This window comes from Dorea amylophila, assembly GCF_025567265.1.
GTDB classification, from domain to species: domain Bacteria; phylum Bacillota; class Clostridia; order Lachnospirales; family Lachnospiraceae; genus Dorea_A; species Dorea_A amylophila.
Genome location: NZ_JAOQJW010000006.1, coordinates 68,580 through 91,435, shown reverse-complemented (window position 1 = coordinate 91,435; position 22,856 = coordinate 68,580). Strand labels below are relative to the sequence as shown.

Below are 22,856 nucleotides of genomic sequence, written 5' to 3'. Positions count from 1 at the left end.
CTATCTCATCATACTCCAAGTAATTTCAAAAGCTCTGTATGCGGATATTCCTGATTCTTCTGATATACATCCACATAATTCATGGCCGCCCCGCCGTCCATATATGCCGGAAATAAGAATCCACATTCCGGTTCTCCCGGTTCGTAATCTCCACTTACCGGACAGATAGCACAGATTAAGTATTCAAACATTTCTTCAGATTCACCCTGACGGACATGATCTTTTCCTTTTGCCGGAATATCGTATCGGTCATGAAATACGAAAATGGCATAGTCTCCCTCTGACTGATATCGTTCACCAACAATTTCATAAAAAGTCTCCATCAGTGCATCATTTTTCAGACCGCACGCACGCATTCCCATTAACAGTTTCCACATACTGTCGCCTTTCGTCTTCTCATCGGAAAATGCATATTCTTTCAGATTTTTATTCGTATCTGCAAATGGAATGGATTTTGCTATCTGTAAATTTTTTTCTTTCTCATCCGGACTCAATTTCAAAAATCCAGTGTTAAATGTTCCGTCTATATATCCATCCCGGTCCAGATATCCTCCTGCAATTCTTGTCATGGATGTTCGCTTTACTGTCATTCTTCTGGTCAGTGCCAGCATATCTTCTCTGTTAATCATTTTATTTTCCACCGCAATCAATCATTTAATTCTACTCTTATAAGATCCTGATGTGGATTGGTCTTCGCCAGCCCGATCTCCGATACCGTAACTTCCATCGGTACGAATTGTTCCTGCATAACTGCAAATGCTTCCTGCATCTGCTCTTTTGAAAGCTTCTTTCCCAGTGTGATATGAGGAAGGCACTGCATTGGCTGATAATACCGGCTCATCCTGACTTCCGGAATATTCTTTACCATATCATGTACCTGTTCGATCATATCTTCCAGATACAGATTCAGGACCGGTGTCACATACAATACATATGGCAATAACACTCCGACAGAGACCAGCTGGATCTGTCCTTTTGTCAGATATCTCTCCACCTTTCCCATCACCTCTGTCAATTTATCTTCCTCCCTTGCCTCTACTGACATTATCGTCAGATGAGGTGGAACGTGATTGTCCGTCATAAAAGTATTTCCTGTCTTTTGTGCAATCTTATTGATATAATCAGAAATTATTTTATTACTTTTATCATCAAAATACACCGATACCAGATACATTTTATCTTTCACCTCTTATTTCGAAGTTATTTTTTCATAATATAGTTTACAACGTATATTTTAAAATGTAAAATGCTTATGCTCGATAGTAAGATATAGTTAAAACATATATTCTTACCTCCATTTGTAACCTTTCCATATTTTCATTTGTATTATAAGTGAAAGGCCTTAAGAAATGAATATCTGTTTTCCCACTAACACCAAAAAGGAGTACTCATGAAACCAGCAACACAAGTTTTAATCGAACGATATCAAAAGCATCTGTATGCGATTGCATTTAATATATGCAGGAACCAACAAGATGCAGAAGATGTCGTTCAGGATACATTTATTCAGTATCACACATATAAAAAAGAGTTTGATACAGAAGAACATATCCGTGCCTGGCTGATCCGGGTTGCGATCAATAAAGCAAAGAATATCACCCGCTCATTCTGGCACAGAAATAAATGCAACTTAGAAGAATATATGGAAACATTAACCTTCGAAACACCGGAATCAGAAACTCTGTTTGATACAGTAATGAAACTTCCTGAAAAATACCGAATTGTCCTGCATCTCTTTTACTATGAAGATTATACAACACAAGAGATCAGTGATATCCTGCATCTTTCTGTCAGCAATGTAAAGACCCGGCTTTCCCGCGGACGTGCTCTTCTCAAAGAAACCTTAAAGGAGGAATGGAACGATGACGAATAAAGAAAAATACAAGCAGACTTTTGATACACTTTCCGCCTCCGTCAATTTTTCCCTGGAGGTAGACAAAATGAGTATCTTAAATAGGAAGCACAAATTAAAAACAATAGCAGCCGCAGTTGCCGCATGCCTGATCGTAACAGCCGGAACCGGAACAGCCTACGCATCCGATCTTGGCGGAATTCAACGTAAAGTCCAGCTCTGGATCCACGGAGATCAGACAACTGCTACTTTAACAATCAATTCTGACGGTTCTTATACCGGAACTTATGCAGATAAAGACGGAAAAAATAAAGAATTTGGCGGAGGCGGCATTGCATTTAACCAGGATGGCTCCGAACGCAGCCTTACACAAGAAGAAATTATGGAAGAACTAAATGCTCCGGATATAGAATATGAAAAAGATGGTTCCGTCATCCTGTATTACAAAAATCAGTCCATCGATATCACACACAAATTCAACAAAGATAATATCTGCTATGTGAAACTGGTTGATGGTGATGACTCTTTATATGTCACAGTGAAATATAACAATGGATATGCTTCATCTCCAAATAAATATATTTCTCCATGGGAGTTCAATTAGCTTGCTCTTCCAACTGAAATACTTTATATTAATATACGGATGGCTCTCCTGCTGTCCGTATATTTTTATACAAAAATATGCAAGCGAGGCTGTCATTGACAGGTTCTCTGTATCCATTATCTATCTAGAAAGGATTTTGCACAATTATGAATGACCATACACATACCGATAAAACTTTACAGGGCAATAACAAGATTGAATCTGCCATTGCAGCTCTTCAACAGGAACCATCTCAGGAAATGCTTGCTCACGTCCTGACCGTCATCCGCAGACGCATGAATGAACATGGCGAACTGATCATTGCAGTAGATCCCTCTTCCGCTGCCTCCGGCCTCCAGATACAGGCAATCCAGACCGATGATGGCCGCAAATGGTGGGCGGCATTTACCAGCTTCGATGAAGAACTCAAAGGTTCCGGAAGCGTAATGTCTACATTTCTTACCGATATGAAACAGTTATTTAATTCTGCTATTACAGCTGATAACATTCAGGGTATCATCATCAATCCTTGGAACCGGACGATTATGTTGGATAAAGTACTATTGAGAATTATTTTAGGGTAGATTTCTATTTAATGCACTAAGCCAAATCCCCGAACCGTAATAAAAGGTTAGTTCTCCATTTAATTATTATGGCATGCGAAACCGCAGGAATAAACTTCCAAGGTCCTATCCTGTGCATACGGACTCATGGTTGGTAATTCTTAAGTAAAAAAGTTGACCGTTTGCTCACAAAAAATCCACTGTCTGAGACGAATGTCGAGTTTGGATTTTTTGTGAGCTCGTTTTTAGGTCAACTTTTTTGCTTTAGAATTTCCCCATGTTGGAGTCAGCACAGGATAGGACCTTGTAAGTTTATTCCGATCGGTGATAGCCACCATAATGCATTAAATAGAAAATTAATTAAACCCGATCAAACGTCTTGCAACTGTATACGCCAGCGATGATATCTTACGTCCTGATTTTCCCGGAATATTCATAGTCTGCCCGAGAATTCCATAGCGGATCTTTATAAAACTGCGCAGATCTTTCTTCTTCAGATACTGCCATAATTCCTTTTTCTTCTCCAGATTTTCTTTATTCTTGGAACGGATACAAAGAATAGAAGAAACTGTCATCATGATTGCCAGATAATTCAACATATACTGTCTTAATTTCTTACTTCCGATGTTTTTCAACTGATACATATCAATCATTGTCTTTGTGACAAATATCTGCTGATCCAGCCTTTTGATCATTACTTTCTCATTAACCGACTGATCCTCGCGTCCGATAAAATATCTGTAAAAATCTACATCCATATAGTAAATCTTTCGCACATGTGGAAGTGGATAATATACATAAATATTGTCCACATAGAATGTATGCTTCGGCAGATGAAGCTGGATTAATTTCAACATATCGGTGCGATAGATAACTGAATGCATCAGAATATACTGATCCAGATGAAAATGTCCCATATCATCCCAGCGGAAAATCTCATCCTGAGGCAATACATTACGGTAATGGATTACTTTCTTGTGTGCTGCTCCAACTTTCTCATATACGTAGTTGGCAATCAACATATCCAATTCCATTGCATCTTCTTCCATATGGCGTAACACTTCCAGAATTTTATGAAGCGCATCTTCATCCACCCAGTCATCACTGTCTACAACCTTAAAATATTTACCGGTGGCATGTGTCAGTCCGGAGTTTACAGCATCTCCGTGTCCACCATTTTCCTTGTCTACTACTTTAACAATTGTAGGATATTTTTCCATATAGTCGTGAGCAATCTCTGATGTTCTGTCTTTTGATCCGTCATTTACGATAATAATTTCAACGTCTTCTCCACCCGGAAGAATACTTTCTATCGCATGAGCCATATAGTCCTGTGAATTGTAACACGGAATGGCAAAAGAAATATATTTCATTCTTCTTTTCTCCTCTTTCTTCAAAATTGACTTCTATTAGTATAATCTATTTTCCTCTGTTTTCCAACAAAATCTTTGTAAAATCCCGTGTTCACAATTTGTTCATTTATCCTTCAAAATTCTTTCACTACTTTAACATTCTTTCTTCATAGGTCTTTTTTATACTATAATCATCAAAGAAATACACAAGACATTATCTAGTATGTAAATACTATTTGGAATAAACTTTTTCATAATACATGCCGGGAATCGCGAAAGCGGTTACCCGGCATCCTCCCTTTTATGGAAAGATTCTACTTGTTTTTGTTGTCTGGCTGCATTTTTTTCAATATATTCCCCAATCTTTCTCTTTTCCAGAAGCCAATTCCCGTTAACATACCTGTGAGCATAATACCTGAACACAATATACTTTTACCATTTCTTTTGTTCATCTGTTCTTCTTTTAACTGCTCTTCTTTTTTTACCGCTTTCTCATTTCCATAAAAAATATATTTCTTTACAGGCTCTGTTATCTTCTGTAATAATGTTTTTTCCTGCTCTATCTGAAATCCAATCCGTGAGATCTGTTCATTGCCCGCAAAATCTTTTGCCTTTACTTCAACTTCATATGCTTTTGCTTCATCTACTTTACATTCATAAAATCCCTTTTGCTTTTCACTCTTTTGCTTCGCTCCATTAATCTTAATGTATTCAATCTGATCTTCCGGATTTTCCGTTCGGATATAAAATTTTCTTTCCTTTTCATAGCTTTCTCCTTCTCTGATATTTTCAAATCTGATCACCGGCGGGGTATGATCAATCGTAAACCTTGCCCTTGCATCACTCTTATTGCCTGCAGAATCTACCGCTTCCACAACCAGTGTATGCATGCCTTCTTTCTCGATCTTCTCTCCCGGACGGTATACTGTATCATCTAATTTCATGGTGTACGTATAACTGGTAAAATCTTTGACCGATTCTCCGGCCGAATAATCCCATCGGAAGTATTTTAAATATTTTCCATCAAGTTCATCCACATGAACAATCACCGGATTTTCTTTGTCAATAATCACCTGTCGCTCCACCTGATTTTCATGTCCTGCCATATCAGCTGCATTTATTCTCAGTTTATATATTCCGTCTTCTGTAAGTGTCTGACTGCTTTCTTTTCTCATCTTTCCTGACTCATCCGACTTTCCTATCCGCCACTCTGTGATCTCTGTTTCTTCTTTTCTTCCGGTGATATCTTCCTTCGAAATATGTGCCTGCACAACCTGAAATATATTTTCCTCTTCTGCCAGATAGTTCACTTTAACCGGTTTACTGGTGATCATATAATCCTGCACTCCTTGTATAGCTGCCTCCGGAACATTCCTGTCAATATAGACCTTATCTGTCACTATCGTCTTATTTCCTGCAATATCTTTTACAATAAAAGTTACAGGAATTCCTTCACCATTCTTCGATTCTTCTTCCATTCGAAATATTTCTGTTTCTTTATTGCTTTTTCCAATTACTTTTTCTCCTGTTTTACAGATAATTTCCGCAATCTGACTTCCATTTAGCCCATCGGAAGATTCTACCCGGACTTCCGCAACATCTTTGTGCCATATCTCCGAACCTCCTGTTATTTCATAATGTACTACAGGTTTACTGCTATCCAGCCAGAATTCTTTTTGACTTTCTGAATTTTCTACCCGGTGTCCTTTTTCATCTTCCATCCATATCTTCAATTCATTTCCGCCGTCTGTAAAATTCAATTGTTTCAACAGGAAGCTTTCATTTTGTCTGTCCAATATTCCTTCCTGCTGTTCATTATTTCCATTTTTGAAGAGATATCTTGTTGTCCCTCTTTTGCTCATATGCGTAATTCTTCCATCCGGACGATGAATATAGTATCCGTTTTCCCCATCTGATTCGTTATATACAATCTGATAAGGTTTTATCGCTTCTTTTTCAGAGTCTTCTTCCGGATCTTTATCCTCTTTTTCAGAGTCTTTATCCGGATCCTTATTCTCATCCTTGTCTTCTTCCGGATCCTTGTCTTCTTCCGGATCCTTGTCTTCTTCCGGATTTTTATTCTCATCTTTGTCTTCTTCCGGATCCGTTTCTTTTTCTGCTTCTCTGTGATCTCCAGCCTCTGCCTGTACAATGCTTCCAACTGCTGACATATCTGCAAACTGTGAGCCTATGATCATTCCTGCTATTACAACAGTGATTGCTTTTTTTATCTTCCTACCCATACCTCTTCTCCTTCCATCTTGATCGCATATTCTTTCTGCAGCTTTTTAAATTCCTCCTGATCCGGCAGTTGTCCGTCATCTCTTACATACTCTTTGATCTTCATGGAACATTCTTCCCTGCTGACGGACGGATCTGCACACATGAATCGGATATGCATCAGTTTTAGCTCCTGAGATTCCTTCAATTCTCCGATTCCCTGAATACAGATATCCATTGCCATATCGCACCTGCCTGCTGCTTCATATAATTGTGCAATTTTTTTATACAACATTTCTCTGTTTCCGTCCTCCTGCTCCATCTCCAATAGCTCTGTATATATCTTTGCCGCTTCCTCCTCCGTCTTCTTTTTTTCACAGGCGGCCGCCTGGTATTCTAACATTTCTTTTTTTACCGAATCATTCAGATAATCCGTCTGCATCCCCCTCTTTACCAGTTCTAATACCTTTTCTACACTGTCCTCGTCATCCAGAAGTCCATATCCTCTGATCAGGCACTGGATTTCCTGTTTTTGCTTCTCCTCGGATATCTTGCTCCTTTTTTTCCATACCTTTTCCAGATATGCAAGACTCTCTTTATATTTTCCTACATCTTCCGGACATTCCTGTTTTTCATATGCGCCGATCAACATTTTCAGATTCTCCGCAAGTTCTTTATTGGTCAGTTCATTCAGACAAATACGGCTTTTCTCCACATTCCCGACATTTAAGAAATACGCAAGTGCCAGTTCCAGATATTCTTCGTCCCGTTTCTCATTCTCCTGACTGTCTGTGCGTAATTCTGTATTGGCATTACTGGTTGCTTTCTGTTGTTCCTTTATTATTCCGTCAGGTACATTTTTTCTTTGCTGTATCAACATGTACCCTGCCACCACCACTGTGAAAAATAATGCGATATATATCTTCCACCTGCGTTTTCCTTTGTCTCCCGAACTTTCTTTATTAACTTTTTCTTTCCATTTTGGGATTTGTTTTTGAATTTCTGAAACGCTTTGATAATAAGACCCTTTTGTTCCCATTGTTTTTGAAATGATACTCTGAAGTCTGTGTTCTTCCCACCGGTTCAGATGCGGTTCTGTTTCTGACGAAGCGAGAATATATTGAAATGTCTTTCCCAATCCATATATGTCCAGCTCTTTACTGGCATTTTGATAATAATTCTCTTCCGGAGGGAGAAAATATTCCCGCATGTCCCTCCTTTGCATAAATACTACCTGTTTCATGTTTGTCTCGGCTTTCATATCCAGAAAATAAACCCTGCCGTCCTCCGCCAGAATAATACTGTATGGATTCACATACTGATAGCATGGATTCCCTCTGCATCTGTGGATCAGTTCCAGCTGTTCTGCAATTGCCTTTAACAACAGGAACATTTCCTTCTTCTCCATTACCGGATGATACTTCAAATATCTGGCAAGTGTTCTTCCCTGTACATTTTCAGAACTAATATAGCAGATCTGTCCATGTTCGATCAGACGCAGTACATCATAGCTTTCCTTTTGCTGCAATGCATTCCACCTCAATTCTATTCTTCAGTTTTTTTACAAATGGTAATTTTTTGAACCCTCACACAGGTTATAGAATCTTTATAGATTGATTAACCGAATCTATCTTGAAAATATAGATTAAGCATATACTACCTGATTATTTTCAAAATTTCAAGACTTTTTTTACTTTTCATGCACTTTTTTATCGCAGAAAATTAGACGTCCCGATAAAAAAACGTCCTGACATGAGATATCCTCATGACAAGACGTTCTTTTATCTTCTCTCTGATTTTAAAAGGATTATCTGTGGCTGAGTTCTTTCGGTGTATACAGATGTCTTGGAATTCCATCTACCATAACCGGTGATACATCTCCCTGGATCAACGGACGTACATATGAAATAAACTCATTTGTTACATAAGTGCCTTCTTTGTTTACCCAGCTTCTTGGAACCAGCTTCTCATCATTGGCAATCTTATGTACATCTTTCACTTCCGTTCCGCACTGATACGGATCATCGGACAGACGTTTTAAGACAACCATCTTTCCGGTATCTCCTTCGTCTGCTGCTTTTACTGCAGCTCCTCCAACCTGATATGCCTCCAAAATATCTACTCTTGAAGCCGCATGCGATGCAGCTCTCTGCAATGTACTTAATTCAATCGCACGTGTCTTACATCCGATCTCACCTGCAATATAACTCGCCAGATAAGATGCCGTTCCTGATAACTGTTTGTGTCCGAATGCATCCACAAAATCAATACTGTTGCCAAGTTCACATACATATGTACCATCTGCTGTACGGATCCCTTCTGATACCGCAACTACGATGGATGTCTTTTCCTGTAATAACTGCCTGATCTTTTCCCCGAATAACTGAAGATCAAACGGCAGCTCCGGCAGATAAATAAGATCCGGACCTTCACAATCCTCTCCCTGTGACAGTGCTGTGGAACCTGTCAGCCATCCTGCATTTCTTCCCATAATCTCTACAATAGATACTACGCCCTTTTCATATTCCAGGCAGAAGCTGTCACGGATAATCTCTTTCATCGATGTTCCGATATATTTTGCCGCACTTCCGTATCCCGGTGTATGATCTGTCAACGCAAGATCATTATCAATTGTCTTCGGACATCCTATAAACCGGATGGAATGTCCAAACACAATTGCATAATCCGATAACTTTTTAATCGTGTCCATAGAATCATTTCCACCGATATAAATAAATGCTTCAATATCCAGTTTATCCAGAATTTCAAAAATCTTATCATAAACTTCCCGGTTCTCATGTATCTCCGGAAGTTTATACCGGCAGGAACCTAAGAATGCAGCCGGTGTTCTCTTTAATAACTCTGCATCCAGCTCTGTCTTGATGTGATCTGACAGATCAATATATTTTTCCTTTAATAATCCCTGAATTCCATGAAGCATTCCGTACACTTTATTCGCTCCACGGTCTTTTGCTGTCCGGTATACACCGGCAAGACTCGCGTTGATCGCTGCAGTTGGTCCCCCAGATTGTCCTACTATTACATTTCCTTTCATTCGCTTGTTTCCTTCCTGTTTTTATTACATTTTGCTGTTGATTTAATATTAGTATATTTTAACATAAAAGTCTAGTAAATATTATATTTTTTATGCATTTTCACCATTGCAAATAAATAAAAAAATCTCTTATCCTTCACATATACACTTTGTATAATAATATGAAAGACAAGAGATTTTATGATCAATTGATATTTATTCAGCTTTTACAGGATTGGAAACACTTACTTTATGATTATACCACTTTCCTTTTGTTCCGATCAGTGCCAGATCAAATTCTTTGTCCAGTGCCGGCACCGGAACATCAAAACCGTATACTTCTTTCGGCTTACCCTCTATATCTGTTACGACATTACCATTTTCATCTGTTATAGTATCTGTCGTCGGCTGCAAAAGTTTTGCTCCCTTTTTCTTGGCATCTTTTATTGTACCAGGAAACAGATTTACAATATTTTTTGATACAAGACTGATATGAATCGTCATCTTTCCGTCTTTTACCGTCAATGTCCCCTTATCATCATATGCATCATTTACATGAAACATGGAACTGTCCGTTTTAAACTCTGCTGTATAGGTTCCATCTTCAATCGGAGCTTTTGTCTCTTCCTTTTCTGCTGCTTTCTCTTTTTTCGCATCAGACTTCTGCTGTTCTGTCTTTTTGCTCTCTGACCTAGATGTCTTACTGTCATCTTTACTGCCGCATCCTGTAAATACAGACACGGTCATCACTACCGCTAATGCAAGCGTCATCAGTCTTTTTCTTAACATTGTTCTCTCCCTTTAATATTTTTTACTGTGCATCCATGGCTGCTTTTGTATGAGCTGCATATAACTGCTGGATTGCATCGATTTCTCCAAGACCTGCAATTTGTGTTTTCACACTGTCAAAGTTCTTAGATGCCTCGAACTGGCTCAGCCATGAATCATCATCATCTCCGGCCATGTCATTGTTCGCATGATCACCTGCCACAACCATCAGTGGACGAAGAATGACATTCTTATATCCGGCATCTTTTACTTTTTCGATAACAGATTCACACGAAGTTTCCTCCGGTTCTCCTTCTACTGTTCCGATAAATACATTCTTATATCCCAGCTTTTCCATCTGTGTCTGCATCTGGGAATAGCTGATCTTTGCTTCATCTGATGTTCCGTGTCCCATGAATACAAATGCTGTACTGTCTGCTGCAACTGCATCAAGGCTGTCATATTCTGCTGTCTTAACAGCTTCTGCTGTAATTGCTTCTGCTACTGCTGCTTTATCTGCATTGATCACTGTCGCATCCGATCCGACTTCTCCGAGAAGCGGTTCTGCGATCTTGACAGATTCAAATTTATCTTTGTAACTCTCCACTGCTTCTGTTAACTCTTTATATTCTGCACCATGCATTAAGTGTGTTGGCTGTATAATCAGTTGCTTGACACCGTTTTTTACGGCACGCTCTAAAGCCTGATCCACATTATCAATCTTCTCGCCATCTCTTGCCTGCACATGGTTAATGATGATCTGAGCTGTAAATGCTCTTCTTACAGACCAGTCCGGATTTGCTGCCTGGAGTGCTTTCTCTACTCCACCGATATCGGCTGCACGGCTCGCATTAAAGGAAGTACCGAAACTTACTACCAGAAGTTCCTTTTCTCCGATATCATCTCCATTTAACGGGTCATCCTGGGAAGCATCTCCTGTATCTCTTCCGAAGTAATCCGGATCTGCATTGTCTCCTTCTACCAGTTCTTTCTGCGCATCTGTCAATTTATCCCACGCTTCTTTTGCTGCTTTACACTGTTCATCCGTCTTGTCTGTTCTTTCCTGAACGTAGATCGCATCAATCTTTTTTGCAACTGCATCCGCTGCTTTCTGATCTTCCTTTTTTGAAGAAGTCTCTGTCTTCTTGTTACTGCTGCTGTCTGAGCTGTCTGATTTTGCTCCACATCCGCCAAATGCCGCTACACACATAGCTGCTGATAATAATACTACTACCAGTTTCTTTTTCATTTCTTTCTACCTCCTGTTTTTTGATTGTCAATACATGAGATACAAGATCTCTGCCACCGGCGGTTCCTTCCGGACACATAATATCAAAAAAGCCTCCGCCAGGAAACGAAGACAACGAAAATAAAACTGTATTACATAATATCTACATATCACATACAGTTCTGTGACTTATTTCGTACTGCCAATTCCTCGTGGCCTGAACTTTTACGTTCCTGTACTGCGAAAGGCAGGTCTCCCGGCTTATTGCTCTGGCGCTTCAGCTCCCTTCCCGGTCATCCCAGTGGGTATGCAGCTTCCGCTCGCAAAATACGGTGACGAGTTCGTACAGGATTCTCACCTGTTTCCCTTTTCACCAGTCAGATCATTCTTTCTATAAAATAATTCCCATAAATTATCCTTGATATCCTGACTGACACCTCACACAATCATGATTTAATTTACCTTGTAACCTTACCACAATTGCCCAATCTGTGTCAATACTGCCCGGTCTACCGTGTACGAAACCGTGTATAAAAAATATGACTCGCCGGACATGTAACAGCAAAAAACCCTCGTCTGACTTTATATCAAACAAGGGTTTCTCCTACGTGCGCGAGAAGATTCGAACTCCCGACCTTCTGGTCCGTAGCCAGACGCTCTATCCAGCTGAGCTACGCGCACATATTCATTTTATTGTTTCCGAAGTTTTTGTACCTCAGCAACGAAATTAAGTATAGCGCAATGTATTCCATCTGTCAACAACTTTTTCAAACTTTTTTATTATTTTTTACCCGGAAGATTTCTTTCTTCTTTTGTTAAGGCAAAAAAACCCAACTATGATATAATCAATACATGTTTGTAAATATATTAGGAAACGAGGATTTCTTTATGACAATGACAAAAAAAGTTGCTGTAATCAATGATCTGTCCGGTCTTGGACGATGCTCCCTGACTGCCGCCATCTCTGTATTATCTGCGATGGGCATCCAGACATGTCCACTCCCGACAGCCATCTTAAGTTCTCAAACAGAATATCCAAGCTACTACTGCTATGATTTTACCGATAAGATGGATTATTTCCGTCAGGAATGGAAGAAACTCGGCACTTGCTTTTCTGGGATCTACACCGGTTACATTGCCAGTGTACCTCAGATTGAAGAGATTTTTCATTTTCTGGATACGTTCCAGACACCAGATACTTTTCTTCTGGTTGATCCTGTAATGGGTGATGACGGCATGACCTATGATATGTATACTTCCGAATTCCTGTCTGCCATGAAGGAACTAACCGCACGTGCAGATGTTATCACTCCAAATATTACAGAGTTCTGTCTGCTGACAGATATGGATTACAATACCCTGCAGAACTCCTCTTTGTCCCTGCATCAGCTCATTTCATGCCTCAAAGATGCAAGCCATACATTAACAGCAGAACGTGCGAAAAAGATCCTTATCACAGGAATTCGCTTTACTACAGATGATGGAATCCCTAAGATTGGGAATCTCCTGTTAGACGGCTCTTCGCATTTTCTGTCGGCATTTCCCTGCTGCGATGGAAGCTATTCCGGTACCGGCGATCTCTTTGCCTCCTGTATCACAGGTGGACTTGCCCGCGGAACTTCCCTTACAGAAATGATGCAGACTGCCGGATCTTTTCTCGAAAAAGCATTAGCTGATTCCGTAAAAGAACAGGTCCCTGTAAACGAAGGAGTTAACTTTGAAAAATATTTATATCTCTTACATTAAGAAAAATCACCATATATCCCGATAAAATTTCTCTACTGAAATTTTTCCTTTTGATATATGGTGATTTTCTTTCTATAATGATTCGTATCTTAAATTCATATTTCGTTACATAATTTCTGACAATCTAATCTGTGCTTCCACAGCTTCTGCCAGTAATTTATGATTTTCCGGATAATATCTTGTCGAAAATACATACTCTCCATCATTCACAAATACTTCTACCGATGATCTATCAGCCAGAATCCTCAGATCCTTCACTTCATCCACTTCCACATAACGCATGCTTCGTCCTGCAGATATAGAAGTCTTGTCCTGACTTATAAAATGCATCCGGAATCTTCCGTCTGCATAATCCAGGATCAGTTCATTCGACAGGATGACTTTAAAATGGTTTTCTGCAATATTCGAAATCTCCAGTTCATACACCGGATAACCGTCACTGGACAGCATACCTTTTACATCACTTACCAGATGTTTCTTCTCATCCAGTTCGCGAATCGGGCGCTGACAGATCTTCCCATTTTTCTCGAAGATTTCTCTCGGAAATGTAAAGCAGTGCTGCCATCCCGTCTGAATCGTCGAATTTGTATACTCTTCACAGTCCGGCATTCCCATCCAGCTGATGTGAATTCTTCGTCCGTCTTCTGTCTCAAAGCTCTGCGGTGCATAATAATCAAATCCATAATCCCATAAGTGATATTCTGACAACTTATATTCTCCAAGAATATCTCCTTCTATCTCAAAATATCCGGACTGATATACATTGCAGTCATCCCAGATACCGCCTTCCAGCCCCTGGATCGATGTAGAAAGAAGCTTCTTCGTACCAATCTCAAAGTAATCCGGACACTCCCACATATAACCGAATGGATTTTCCGATTCTACCCGGTTTCTGAATTTCCAGTTTATCTTGTCTTCTGATTCAAATACAAGCACCTGTCCGACATCTTCATTGGTTCTTGCTCCCTGTACCATATAATAGATATCATTTTCTTTCCATACCTTGGGGTCTCTCACATGACAGGTCAGATTGTCCGGATAATCGGAATTGCGCATCAGTTCTTTTTTCTTTCCAAATGTCTTTCCATCTTCTGTCATAACCAGAATCGTATTGCCCTCACGTCCGGTTCGGATGTAATCATATTCCCCGTCTTCTAATTTGACATTTCCTGTATAGTACAGATACATTTTCCCATCTTCGATAAATGCGGATCCGGAATATACCCCGTGACAGTCAAACGGCTGATCCGGATAAAGTGCGGTACCCTGATATTCCCAGTCAATCATGTTCGTGCTGGTGTAATGTCCCCACATCTTCACGCCGCCTTCCGCATCAAATGGCGAATACTGAAAAAATGCGTGATAGATCCCCTGGAACTGGCAGAGTCCATTTGGATCATTCAGCCAGCCGACCGGCGGCATCAAGTGTAGTTTTTCACGAAATTTTCTATCTGATACGGATAACTCTTCTCTGGTTTTCTGGCTTTGTTCTGCTGTCTCTACTAATTTCGCAAGATCTCTTGTTAATGCGTTCATAAATCAATCTTCTCCATCTATAAGCATTACTTTGTAAGTGTCATAACTTTACTTGTTGTTTTAACTTCAGCAGGTTCTGCCTTTGTTACATTTCCAAATTCATCTGTATTTGTCAGAATCATCATGGTTGTCGTCTGATATCCTGCATTCTTGATTTCCTCAAGATTTGCTTCTACCAGAATATCCCTTGCATGTACTTTGTCGCCATCAGAAACTTTCTTCGTAAATCCTTTTCCATCCATCTTCACGGTATCGATACCGATATGGATCAGGAGCTCACCTCCGGACTCTGTTGTGATACATACAGCATGACCTGTTTCGAAGATATTGGAAACTTCTCCGTCACATGGAGCTACAATCTTGCCATCTGCAGGCTCTACCGCAACGGTTGTTCCCAGCATTTCGGATGCAAATGTCTCATCCGCAACCTCAGATAATGAAATTTGTGTTCCATTTACCGGACTTGTCAATGTCTCTTCTGCTTTATTGTTGTCTGCTATTTCGATATTTTCTACTGTCTCTGTTGTTCCAGTTGTCTCTGTCACATCTGCCGTTACTGCCTTTGGTTCTGCATCCTTATAGATTACAAATGAGATTGCGAATGCAACACCAACTGCGATCACCATCTCGATCAGATACTGAAGCGGCTGATTCAGGCAGAGCAGGATACCGAAGATACCTGTCACACCGGTTCCCTTAGCTCCGAGATGTACCAGGGATGCATACAAAGCTCCACATCCTCCACCGATACATCCGGCGATGAACGGCTTGAAGAATCTTAAGTTTACACCGAAGATCGCCGGCTCTGTAATTCCCATAAATGCACTGAGTGATGACGGAAGTGCCAGAGATTTGATCTTCTTATCTTTGGATTTGATACCTACTGCTAATGCTGCTGCTCCCTGTGCTACGTTTGCTGCACTTGCAAGCGGAAGCCAGTATGTAACACCGTATTTTGCAATCTGTCCGATATCAATTGCTGTATACATCTGGTGGATACCGGTTACTACGGTTGGTGCGTACAGACTTCCCATGATCAGACTTCCGATTCCAAGAGGAAGTGTTAACATCCACTGGATTGCTCCGAGGATTGCATTTTCAGCCCATACAAAGATTGGCCCTACGATTGATAATGTAAGGTAACCTGTTACGAATACGCTGACCAGAGGAGTCACGAATAAGTCGAGCACTTCCGGAACAATCTTATGTAACTTCTTCTCGATCACTGCCAGGATCCATACAGCGATGATAACCGGAATGACATGTCCCTGATATCCGACCATGTCAATCTTGAACAGTCCGAAGAATACGCTCTGTGTCTGCTGTACACCTTCGGTTGCTACCGTATAAGCGTTCTGCAGTGACGGATGGATCATGATCATACCGATAACTGCGCCAAGATACTGGTTAGCACCAAACGCTTTCGCTGCTGAGAATGCAATCAGGATCTGCAGAAATGTATATGCAATGTTTCTTATTGTCTGCAATGACAAGACGCAGTCTCGTTGCACAATGTGCTGCAGATGCAATGTTCTTACTTCCACCGACATGATCCAGGATATCCTGTGCGGTCTTTCTGTAATCCATAATAACTCTCCTTCCTTGTTTTATGTGTAATCGTTTTCATATTTTGTAATTTTATAATAAGAAAAAAAATGCCATTTGTAAAGATGGCATTTTTACTGATATTTCATATTCATTTTTGTGCGCATTGCACGAATTTAGTTGTTTTTGACCGATTTCGAATTTATTTACACGTATTATACACTGATTTTCTACTCCGGCAGCTCTTATTCTTCTATATTTTCTTCCGGATCATCAATTTCAGCAAGCCGAAATCCAAGTTTGATCTCCATCGGAATATTTTCGCCCCGTTCTATCACATCCAACAAGAGTTCTGCACCCCTGATACCACTGGTTTTAAAACCGAAATGTACAGTTGGAATTCCACCGGTTACTGCCTTTAAAAGCTGATTATCACCAAATCCCGTAACCTGGATTGCTGTATTTTCCAATATATAACGGAATCTGGAACCCGTATCTTCCACATTCTTCGGTATCTGACTTCCTACATAAGTATGAATCGCTTCAATTGCTCCGGCCGCAATCGTATCTGTAGCGCACGATATGATATCGATGTCATTCTTTTCATTCAACAATTCCAGAACTTTCTCGTATCCGGACTCTGTAGTGAACTCCGCCACCTTATAATATCCGTCTTTTAATTCCCGTCCCGACCTTTTCAGACCTTCCCGGAATCCATCTTCTCTGGCTGCTCCGGCTGCCTTGTCTTCTCTTGAAACTCCGATATACGCGATCTCTTTTCTGCTCTTCGCCGCAACCGCACGTCCCATGGCCTCTCCTGCACCGTAATCATCATGATAAATGCAATTTGCATACTTTGTATGTTGTCCGATCACGACAACAGGAACCTTGGATTCTTTCAGAAATCTTCTGTGCTCTGCTGTGATCATCGTACCCACAAGAATAATCCCGTCTACCGGATAATTCTCAAACAGACGCATATATTCTATTTCCTTCACCGGTGTATTATCCGTTCCTGCAAGCAGCATCTGGTAATTACGCTCTGAAAGAACTTTTTCAATTCCAGCTGTGATCCGGCTGATTGATTCAGAGTTAATCTTCGGTACAACCACACCGATCAGACACGCTTTCTTTGTCCTGAGCATACGCGCCTGCGCCGACGGCTGATATCCCGTCTCTTCGATCACTTTTTTAATCTGTTCTTTCTTCTCGTCACTTACATATCCACCATTCAGATATCTTGATACTGCTGCACTGGATACCCCCGCCAGTTTGGCAATTTCTTTGATCGTCATCTGACATTTACTCCCCCTGTTATAATGTACTTCCATTCTCTTTAATTATTTTCTGATACCAGTAAGCGGAATCTTTCAAGATCCTCTTCTGTGTCGGATAGTCTACATATACCAGTCCGAATCTCTCAGAATAACCTTTTGCCCATTCAAAGTTATCCATCAGCGACCACTGGAAGTACCCTCTCAGATCAATCTCTCCTGCTGCCTTTTTTAATTCATGCAGGTATCTTGCCAGAAAATCAATTCTGTTCGGATCATGTACTTTTCCATCCAGTGAGATCACATCATGGCATGACAGACCATTCTCTGTAATATAGATTGGCTTCTGATAACGTTCATAAAGGAATTTCGGTCCCCAGTACAGACACTCTGGTGTTACCGGCCAGTCAATCGCTGTTTTTGGGAATCCTTCATAGCGGCTTACTGTTTCCGACCTTCCGTCTTCTCCCATCCGCACACAATATCCATTATATATATTCTGTCCATATATATCGATCGGCTGTGAGATCAGGCGCATATCTTCTTCTGTGATCTTAGGAAGATATGGCTCATACTTTGCTAGACCTTCTTCCGGATATTTTCCAAGAAGAACCGGATCTGACCACCAGGTCACATTCCAGTGCCAGTTTGAGAACTCATCCGGCAGAGCAAAGAAACTCTTCTTTGCCGCTTCGATATCTTCTGCTTTTTCCGTTGCCGGATAGCATACAGAAGCTGTCGGTGCATATCCGATCACAAGTGGCTGCTTCCCATGTGTTCTTAACATCTGCACAGCTCTTCCATGTGCTTTCATAACGTTATGTGCCATCTCAAAAGTATCCCGGATCGGTGCTTTTATCCCCGGCGCATGTTCGCCATTTACAAAACCGAGTCCGACAAAGCACTGTGGTTCATTCAACGTAAAGAAATGTGTGACTCTGTCACTGAATCGTTCCGCCAGAAGCTTTGCATATTCTCCGAACCACTCCACGATCTTTGGATTCATCCATCCACCGCGTTTATACAATTCATATGGAAGTTCCCAGTGATACATGGTAATATATGGTTCAATATCATTTTTTAATAATTCATCGATCAGATCATTGTAGAATGCAATGCCGGCTTCGTTCACCCTGCCAGCTCCTTCCGGCATAACCCTGGACCAGTCTATCGAAAAACGATATCCTTTCAGTCCAATCTCTTTCATAATCCGAACGTCTTCTTTATATCTGTGATAATGATCACATGCTACTTCTCCCGTATGTCCTTCGAATATCTTCCCCGGTTCCTTTGTATATACATCCCATATATGCTCGCCTTTTCCGTCTTCTTTCACGGCACCTTCTATCTGATATGCACTTGTTGCTGCTCCCCATACAAAATCTTTTCTAAAATCCATGCTTATTCTCCCTGTTTTCATTATACTGTAATTGTATTATACCGCAAAAATTCATACTGTGCATTATAAGTGAGGCCGGAGATTTCAAAAACCTCCGGCCTCACTTATGTTACATTGATATATTAACTTTCAAACTGGCTGTGATACAGTTTATGGTAAAATCCACCTTTTTTCAGCAGTTCTTCATGATTGCCCTGCTCGATGATCTTACCGTCTTTCATAACTAAGATTAACGAAGCATTCCGTATCGTGGAAAGTCTGTGTGCTACGATAAAGCTTGTTCTGCCCTTCATCAGTTTATCAAATGCTTCCTGTACCTGCAGTTCGGTACGGGTATCAATACTTGATGTCGCCTCGTCTAAGATCAGCATCGGCGGCAGACAGAGCATGACTCTTGTGATACACAGAAGCTGTTTCTGTCCCTGGCTGATGCTGTCTTCATGGAGCACCGTGTCCAGACCTTTCGGAAGTCTGCGAATGAATTCCCAGCTTCTTGCTTCTTTCGCCGCACAGATGATCTCTTCATCAGTTGCATCCGGCTTTCCAAAACAGATGTTGTCTCTCACGGTTCCGCTCTTGATCCAGGTATCCTGCAGTACCATGCCAAAGCTGCTTCTGAGCGCATGTCTGGATACTTCCCGGATGTCTTTTCCATCCACCAGGATCTTTCCTTCATCTACGTCATAGAAACGCATCAGCAGGTTAATAAATGTCGTCTTACCGCATCCGGTCGGACCAACGATTGCGATACACATACCTGGTTTTACATCCAGATTGAAATTCTTAATCAGTTCTTTTTCTTTATCATAACTGAATGCCACATCATCAATTGTAACATTGCCATCGACTGTAGCAAATACTCCTTCTGCATCCGGTGTCTCTTCTTTCTGCTCCAACAGGTCAAAGATACGGTCCGCACACGCCAGCGCATTCTGCATCTCTGTAATTACCGAACTGATATCATTGAACGGCTTCATATACTGGTTCGCATAGGATAACAGTACAGAAAGTCCTCCAACCGTCAGCGTTCCGCCCGGTATCAGAAAAGCTCCGAGTAGTGCTACTCCGGCGTAAATGATATTGTTGACAAATCGTGTAGATGGATTCGTTAAACTGCTGTAGAATACCGCTTTCTGACTATAATTTTGCAGTTCTTTATTGATCTCATCAAATCTTCTGGATGATTCTTTCTCGTAACCGAATGCTTTGACTACCTTCTGTCCGCCGATCATTTCTTCGATCAGTGCAGTCTGGCGTCCTCGGGTCTCGCTCTGCTTCCGGAACATCGTATAAGATCTGGAAGAAATGAATTTCGCTACTACGAAACTAAATGGTGTCAGAACGATCACTAAAAGCGTTACCCACACATTCTTGGAGAACATGAAAATTAGCGTCACAACGATCGTCACGATCCCGGAAAATAACTGTGTAAATCCAAGTAACAGACCATCCGATAAGATATCTGTATCTGCAATGACACGGCTTACGATATCTCCGGTGCTGTGCTGATCCAGATAAGATAACGGCAATACCTGGATGTGGCGGATCGCCTGTGAACGGATATCCTGTACGATCCGGTAAGTCATACGGTTGTTCAACAGATTCATGAACCAGGTAGCAAGTGCCGATATCACGATGAATACCAGAATCTGTCTTAGATAATACCACATCATATCAAAGTTCACCTGATGTGCTGCCACGACTTCATCGATCGCATCTCCGAATAAGACCGGCACATACAACTGCAATACTACAGAGATCGCAGCAAAGATGACACTGAATCCAAGGAAAATCTTATATTTCCCTATGAGCTTTAATAATTTCTTCATTACTCTGCCGCTCCTTTCTCTGTCTTCTCCGAAGTCTTCATTACAACCGGATGTTCTTCCGGGAACTGTGAATAATAGATTTCCTGATAAGTCTCGCAGGTTTTCATCAGTTCTTCATGTGTCCCCTGACCTGCCAGTTCACCGTCGTCCATAACCAGGATCTTGTCCGCCTGCCGGATGCCGGAAATTCTCTGGGATACCAGGAATGTTGTCACATTGCCTTCCAGTTCACCGATTGCTTTACGAAGCGCTGCGTCTGTCGCAAAATCCAGTGCACTTAAACTGTCATCCAGTATCAGTATATCCGGCTTGCTGACCAGTGCACGGGCGATCGTAAGACGCTGTTTCTGTCCTCCGGACAAGTTGCGTCCGTTCTGTTCCACTTCAAAATCAAGCTTTCCAGGCTTAGATTCTACAACATCTTTTGCCTGAGCGATTGTGATCGCTTTCCACAGATCTTCATCTGAAGCCTGATCATTGCCCCACTTTAGATTATCACGGATACTTCCTTTGAACAGGATGGAACGCTGCTGAACCACTCCGATCTCACGGCAAAGTTCTCCCTGCGGATAATCCTTTGCATTGGCGCCATTTACCTTTACCGTACCTTCCTGTGGATCATAGAATCTCGGGATCAGGCTGACCAGCGTACTCTTACCACTTCCGGTTCCTCCGATGATTCCAATCGTCTGTCCTTTCTTCGCCCGGAAGGAGATGTCCGATAAGCTGGATGCTCCGGCACCTTCGTAGGTGAAGGTGACGTGATTGAACTCAACTGCCATATTATCAGCAGCTTTATCATTTCCAGCCACTGCTTTGTATTCCATGCTGGACTTCACATCCAGAATACCGGCCACACGGTCTGCACACGCCATTGATTTATTCAACGTAATGATCAGAGATGCCAACTTGATCAGCTCTACGATGATCTGTGCCATATAGTTATACAGTGCTACCACCTGCCCCTGTTGCAGATTCCCGATATTCACCTGCACTCCGGCACGCGCGATCAGTAACACAGTTGCCACGTTGATCAGTACATACGTGAGCGGATTCAGAAGAGCAGAAATTCTTCCTACGAATTCATTCAGTCTCGTAAGTTCACGGTTTCCTTCTTCGAATTCCTCCACCGACTGTTCTTCCCTGCAGAACGCACGGATGACACGGACACCTGTCAAATTCTCTCTTGTAAGTCCTGTCACACGGTCCAGTCCTGCCTGTACTTTCTTGAACAGCGGAATACTGATCAGCATAATGGAAAATACAACTACAAACAGGATTGGCACTGTCACGACAAAGATCAGTGCGCAGCGCACATTGATGGTAAATGCCATCACCATCGCACCGATCACGACAAACGGACTTCTCAGCAACAGACGCAGTCCCATGTTAATTCCGTTCTGTACCTGATTCACATCGTCCGTCAGTCTTGTGATCAGCGTGTCTGTTCCAAGCGTGTCCAATTCTGTAAATGACAATCCCTGGATATGGTCGAACATGGCCTGTCTGACACTGGTCGCAAATCCAACACTCGCCTTTGCGGCAAAGAACTGTGCGGTAAAGCTGCACAACAGTCCGACTGCTGCCATAAGCAGTAATACGAAGAACATTTCCACAATATATCCACGATCATTCTTCGCAACGCCCACATCAATAATCTGAGCTACCACAACCGGAACCATAAGATCGAATACCACTTCCAGCAATTTAAAAAGCGGTGCCAGGATACTTTCCCTGCGGTATGGTCTCAGAAATTTCTCAAGACGCTTCATTTCTTTCACTCCATTCCTTTTTCTATCCGATAACTAATAAATCATCTGTTATCTACTTATCATAATGTTCCTTGACTGTTTTATTATAGTCCGTTATCATTGATATGAATAATATTGTTTTTATAGCTTTGCAATACAAAAAATATATAAGGCAG

17 protein-coding genes, 1 tRNA gene, 1 pseudogene and 1 riboswitch are annotated in these 22,856 nt (G+C 41.3%); of the genes and pseudogenes, 4 read left to right on the top strand and 15 right to left on the bottom strand.

Translation table 11 applies throughout. The features are described 5' to 3' along the window. Positions 1-8 precede the first annotated feature (8 nt). The gene (locus OCV72_RS05110) at positions 9-629 is read right to left on the bottom strand and encodes a DUF4317 family protein (protein ID WP_055282468.1); all 621 of its coding nucleotides are present in this window, start codon (positions 627-629) and stop codon (positions 9-11) included. A 17-nt stretch (positions 630-646) separates the two neighbouring features. Next, on the bottom strand, positions 647-1,174 hold the full coding sequence (locus OCV72_RS05105; RefSeq protein ID WP_055282352.1) for a 2'-5' RNA ligase family protein: 528 nt from the start codon (positions 1,172-1,174) through the stop codon (positions 647-649). 216 nt (positions 1,175-1,390) lie between these two features. On the opposite strand from OCV72_RS05105, the gene OCV72_RS05100 reads away from it, so the two are divergent. The 3 genes from OCV72_RS05100 (at position 1,391) to OCV72_RS05090 (ending at position 3,019) form a co-directional block, all read left to right on the top strand. Then, on the top strand, positions 1,391-1,873 hold the full coding sequence (locus tag OCV72_RS05100) for an RNA polymerase sigma factor (protein ID WP_028086125.1): 483 nt from the start codon (positions 1,391-1,393) through the stop codon (positions 1,871-1,873). After that, entirely contained in the window at positions 1,863-2,456 is a 594-nt protein-coding gene (locus OCV72_RS05095) for a hypothetical protein (RefSeq protein WP_055194859.1), read from the top strand. The genes OCV72_RS05100 and OCV72_RS05095 overlap by 11 nt, the downstream gene beginning before the upstream one ends. A 146-nt stretch (positions 2,457-2,602) precedes the next feature. Beyond that, entirely contained in the window at positions 2,603-3,019 is a 417-nt protein-coding gene (locus tag OCV72_RS05090; RefSeq protein ID WP_055282351.1) for an SseB family protein, read from the top strand. 335 nt (positions 3,020-3,354) lie between these two features. Here the strand turns inward: OCV72_RS05090 and OCV72_RS05085 are convergent, their stop codons facing one another. From OCV72_RS05085 to OCV72_RS05055, 7 genes are all read right to left on the bottom strand, one after another. Then, positions 3,355-4,371, bottom strand: a complete 1,017-nt coding sequence (locus OCV72_RS05085) for a glycosyltransferase family 2 protein (RefSeq protein ID WP_055282350.1) — start codon at positions 4,369-4,371, stop codon at positions 3,355-3,357. 293 nt (positions 4,372-4,664) lie between these two features. Continuing rightward, positions 4,665-6,593 (bottom strand): hypothetical protein, encoded by a 1,929-nt coding sequence (locus OCV72_RS05080; protein ID WP_155515206.1) that lies wholly within the window; start codon positions 6,591-6,593, stop codon positions 4,665-4,667. After that, positions 6,578-8,098, bottom strand: a complete 1,521-nt coding sequence (locus OCV72_RS05075; RefSeq protein WP_055282346.1) for a protein kinase family protein — start codon at positions 8,096-8,098, stop codon at positions 6,578-6,580. Before OCV72_RS05075 ends, OCV72_RS05080 begins: the two co-directional genes overlap by 16 nt. Before the next feature lie 279 nt (positions 8,099-8,377). Then, positions 8,378-9,625 carry a 6-phosphofructokinase gene (locus OCV72_RS05070; RefSeq protein ID WP_055282344.1) on the bottom strand — a complete coding sequence of 416 codons (1,248 nt, stop codon included), beginning with the start codon at positions 9,623-9,625 and terminating at the stop codon, positions 8,378-8,380. 195 nt (positions 9,626-9,820) lie between these two features. Beyond that, positions 9,821-10,393 carry a VOC family protein gene (locus OCV72_RS05065; RefSeq protein WP_028086118.1) on the bottom strand — a complete coding sequence of 191 codons (573 nt, stop codon included), beginning with the start codon at positions 10,391-10,393 and terminating at the stop codon, positions 9,821-9,823. A 22-nt stretch (positions 10,394-10,415) separates the two neighbouring features. Beyond that, the gene (locus OCV72_RS05060; protein WP_055282342.1) at positions 10,416-11,621 is read right to left on the bottom strand and encodes a sirohydrochlorin cobaltochelatase; all 1,206 of its coding nucleotides are present in this window, start codon (positions 11,619-11,621) and stop codon (positions 10,416-10,418) included. Positions 11,622-11,829: 208 nt separating this feature from the next. Beyond that, positions 11,830-12,002: riboswitch (cobalamin riboswitch) on the bottom strand. A gap of 205 nt (positions 12,003-12,207) precedes the next feature. Further along, positions 12,208-12,281 (bottom strand) — tRNA-Arg (locus tag OCV72_RS05055). A 213-nt stretch (positions 12,282-12,494) separates the two neighbouring features. On the opposite strand from OCV72_RS05055, the gene OCV72_RS05050 reads away from it, so the two are divergent. Next, positions 12,495-13,346 carry a pyridoxamine kinase gene (locus OCV72_RS05050; protein ID WP_055282466.1) on the top strand — a complete coding sequence of 284 codons (852 nt, stop codon included), beginning with the start codon at positions 12,495-12,497 and terminating at the stop codon, positions 13,344-13,346. A 105-nt stretch (positions 13,347-13,451) separates the two neighbouring features. Here OCV72_RS05050 and OCV72_RS05045 read toward each other — a convergent pair whose 3' ends face one another. The 6 genes and pseudogenes from OCV72_RS05045 to OCV72_RS05020 all read right to left on the bottom strand — a co-directional run bounded on the left by OCV72_RS05045 (position 13,452) and on the right by OCV72_RS05020 (position 22,701). Then, positions 13,452-14,882, bottom strand: coding sequence for a glycoside hydrolase family 32 protein (locus tag OCV72_RS05045; protein WP_055282340.1), 1,431 nt, complete (start codon positions 14,880-14,882; stop codon positions 13,452-13,454). A 26-nt stretch (positions 14,883-14,908) separates the two neighbouring features. Further along, positions 14,909-16,469, bottom strand: a pseudogene (locus OCV72_RS05040) (glucose PTS transporter subunit IIA). 203 nt (positions 16,470-16,672) lie between these two features. Further along, positions 16,673-17,722: a LacI family DNA-binding transcriptional regulator gene (locus OCV72_RS05035; RefSeq protein ID WP_055282338.1), complete on the bottom strand. Its 1,050-nt coding sequence runs from the start codon at positions 17,720-17,722 to the stop codon at positions 16,673-16,675. Between the two features lie 19 nt (positions 17,723-17,741). Further along, positions 17,742-19,100, bottom strand: a complete 1,359-nt coding sequence (locus tag OCV72_RS05030; protein WP_055282336.1) for a GH1 family beta-glucosidase — start codon at positions 19,098-19,100, stop codon at positions 17,742-17,744. Positions 19,101-19,222: 122 nt separating this feature from the next. Next, positions 19,223-20,929: an ABC transporter ATP-binding protein gene (locus OCV72_RS05025; protein ID WP_055282333.1), complete on the bottom strand. Its 1,707-nt coding sequence runs from the start codon at positions 20,927-20,929 to the stop codon at positions 19,223-19,225. After that, positions 20,929-22,701, bottom strand: coding sequence for an ABC transporter ATP-binding protein (locus tag OCV72_RS05020; protein ID WP_055282331.1), 1,773 nt, complete (start codon positions 22,699-22,701; stop codon positions 20,929-20,931). Before OCV72_RS05020 ends, OCV72_RS05025 begins: the two co-directional genes overlap by 1 nt. Positions 22,702-22,856: the final 155 nt, after the last annotated feature.

Coding starts and splice junctions, on each gene's coding strand:
- OCV72_RS05090 (WP_055282351.1), top strand. CDS start 2,603: ATGAATGACCATACACATACCGATAAAACTTTACAGGGCAATAACAAG.
- OCV72_RS05020 (WP_055282331.1), bottom strand. CDS start 22,701: ATGAAGCGTCTTGAGAAATTTCTGAGACCATACCGCAGGGAAAGTATC.
- OCV72_RS05060 (WP_055282342.1), bottom strand. CDS start 11,621: ATGAAAAAGAAACTGGTAGTAGTATTATTATCAGCAGCTATGTGTGTA.
- OCV72_RS05100 (WP_028086125.1), top strand. CDS start 1,391: ATGAAACCAGCAACACAAGTTTTAATCGAACGATATCAAAAGCATCTG.
- OCV72_RS05110 (WP_055282468.1), bottom strand. CDS start 629: ATGATTAACAGAGAAGATATGCTGGCACTGACCAGAAGAATGACAGTA.
- OCV72_RS05070 (WP_055282344.1), bottom strand. CDS start 9,625: ATGAAAGGAAATGTAATAGTAGGACAATCTGGGGGACCAACTGCAGCG.
- OCV72_RS05050 (WP_055282466.1), top strand. CDS start 12,495: ATGACAAAAAAAGTTGCTGTAATCAATGATCTGTCCGGTCTTGGACGA.
- OCV72_RS05030 (WP_055282336.1), bottom strand. CDS start 19,100: ATGGATTTTAGAAAAGATTTTGTATGGGGAGCAGCAACAAGTGCATAT.
- OCV72_RS05045 (WP_055282340.1), bottom strand. CDS start 14,882: ATGAACGCATTAACAAGAGATCTTGCGAAATTAGTAGAGACAGCAGAA.
- OCV72_RS05080 (WP_155515206.1), bottom strand. CDS start 6,593: ATGGGTAGGAAGATAAAAAAAGCAATCACTGTTGTAATAGCAGGAATG.
- OCV72_RS05025 (WP_055282333.1), bottom strand. CDS start 20,929: ATGAAGAAATTATTAAAGCTCATAGGGAAATATAAGATTTTCCTTGGA.
- OCV72_RS05065 (WP_028086118.1), bottom strand. CDS start 10,393: ATGTTAAGAAAAAGACTGATGACGCTTGCATTAGCGGTAGTGATGACC.
- OCV72_RS05035 (WP_055282338.1), bottom strand. CDS start 17,722: ATGACGATCAAAGAAATTGCCAAACTGGCGGGGGTATCCAGTGCAGCA.
- OCV72_RS05085 (WP_055282350.1), bottom strand. CDS start 4,371: ATGAAATATATTTCTTTTGCCATTCCGTGTTACAATTCACAGGACTAT.
- OCV72_RS05105 (WP_055282352.1), bottom strand. CDS start 1,174: ATGTATCTGGTATCGGTGTATTTTGATGATAAAAGTAATAAAATAATT.
- OCV72_RS05095 (WP_055194859.1), top strand. CDS start 1,863: ATGACGAATAAAGAAAAATACAAGCAGACTTTTGATACACTTTCCGCC.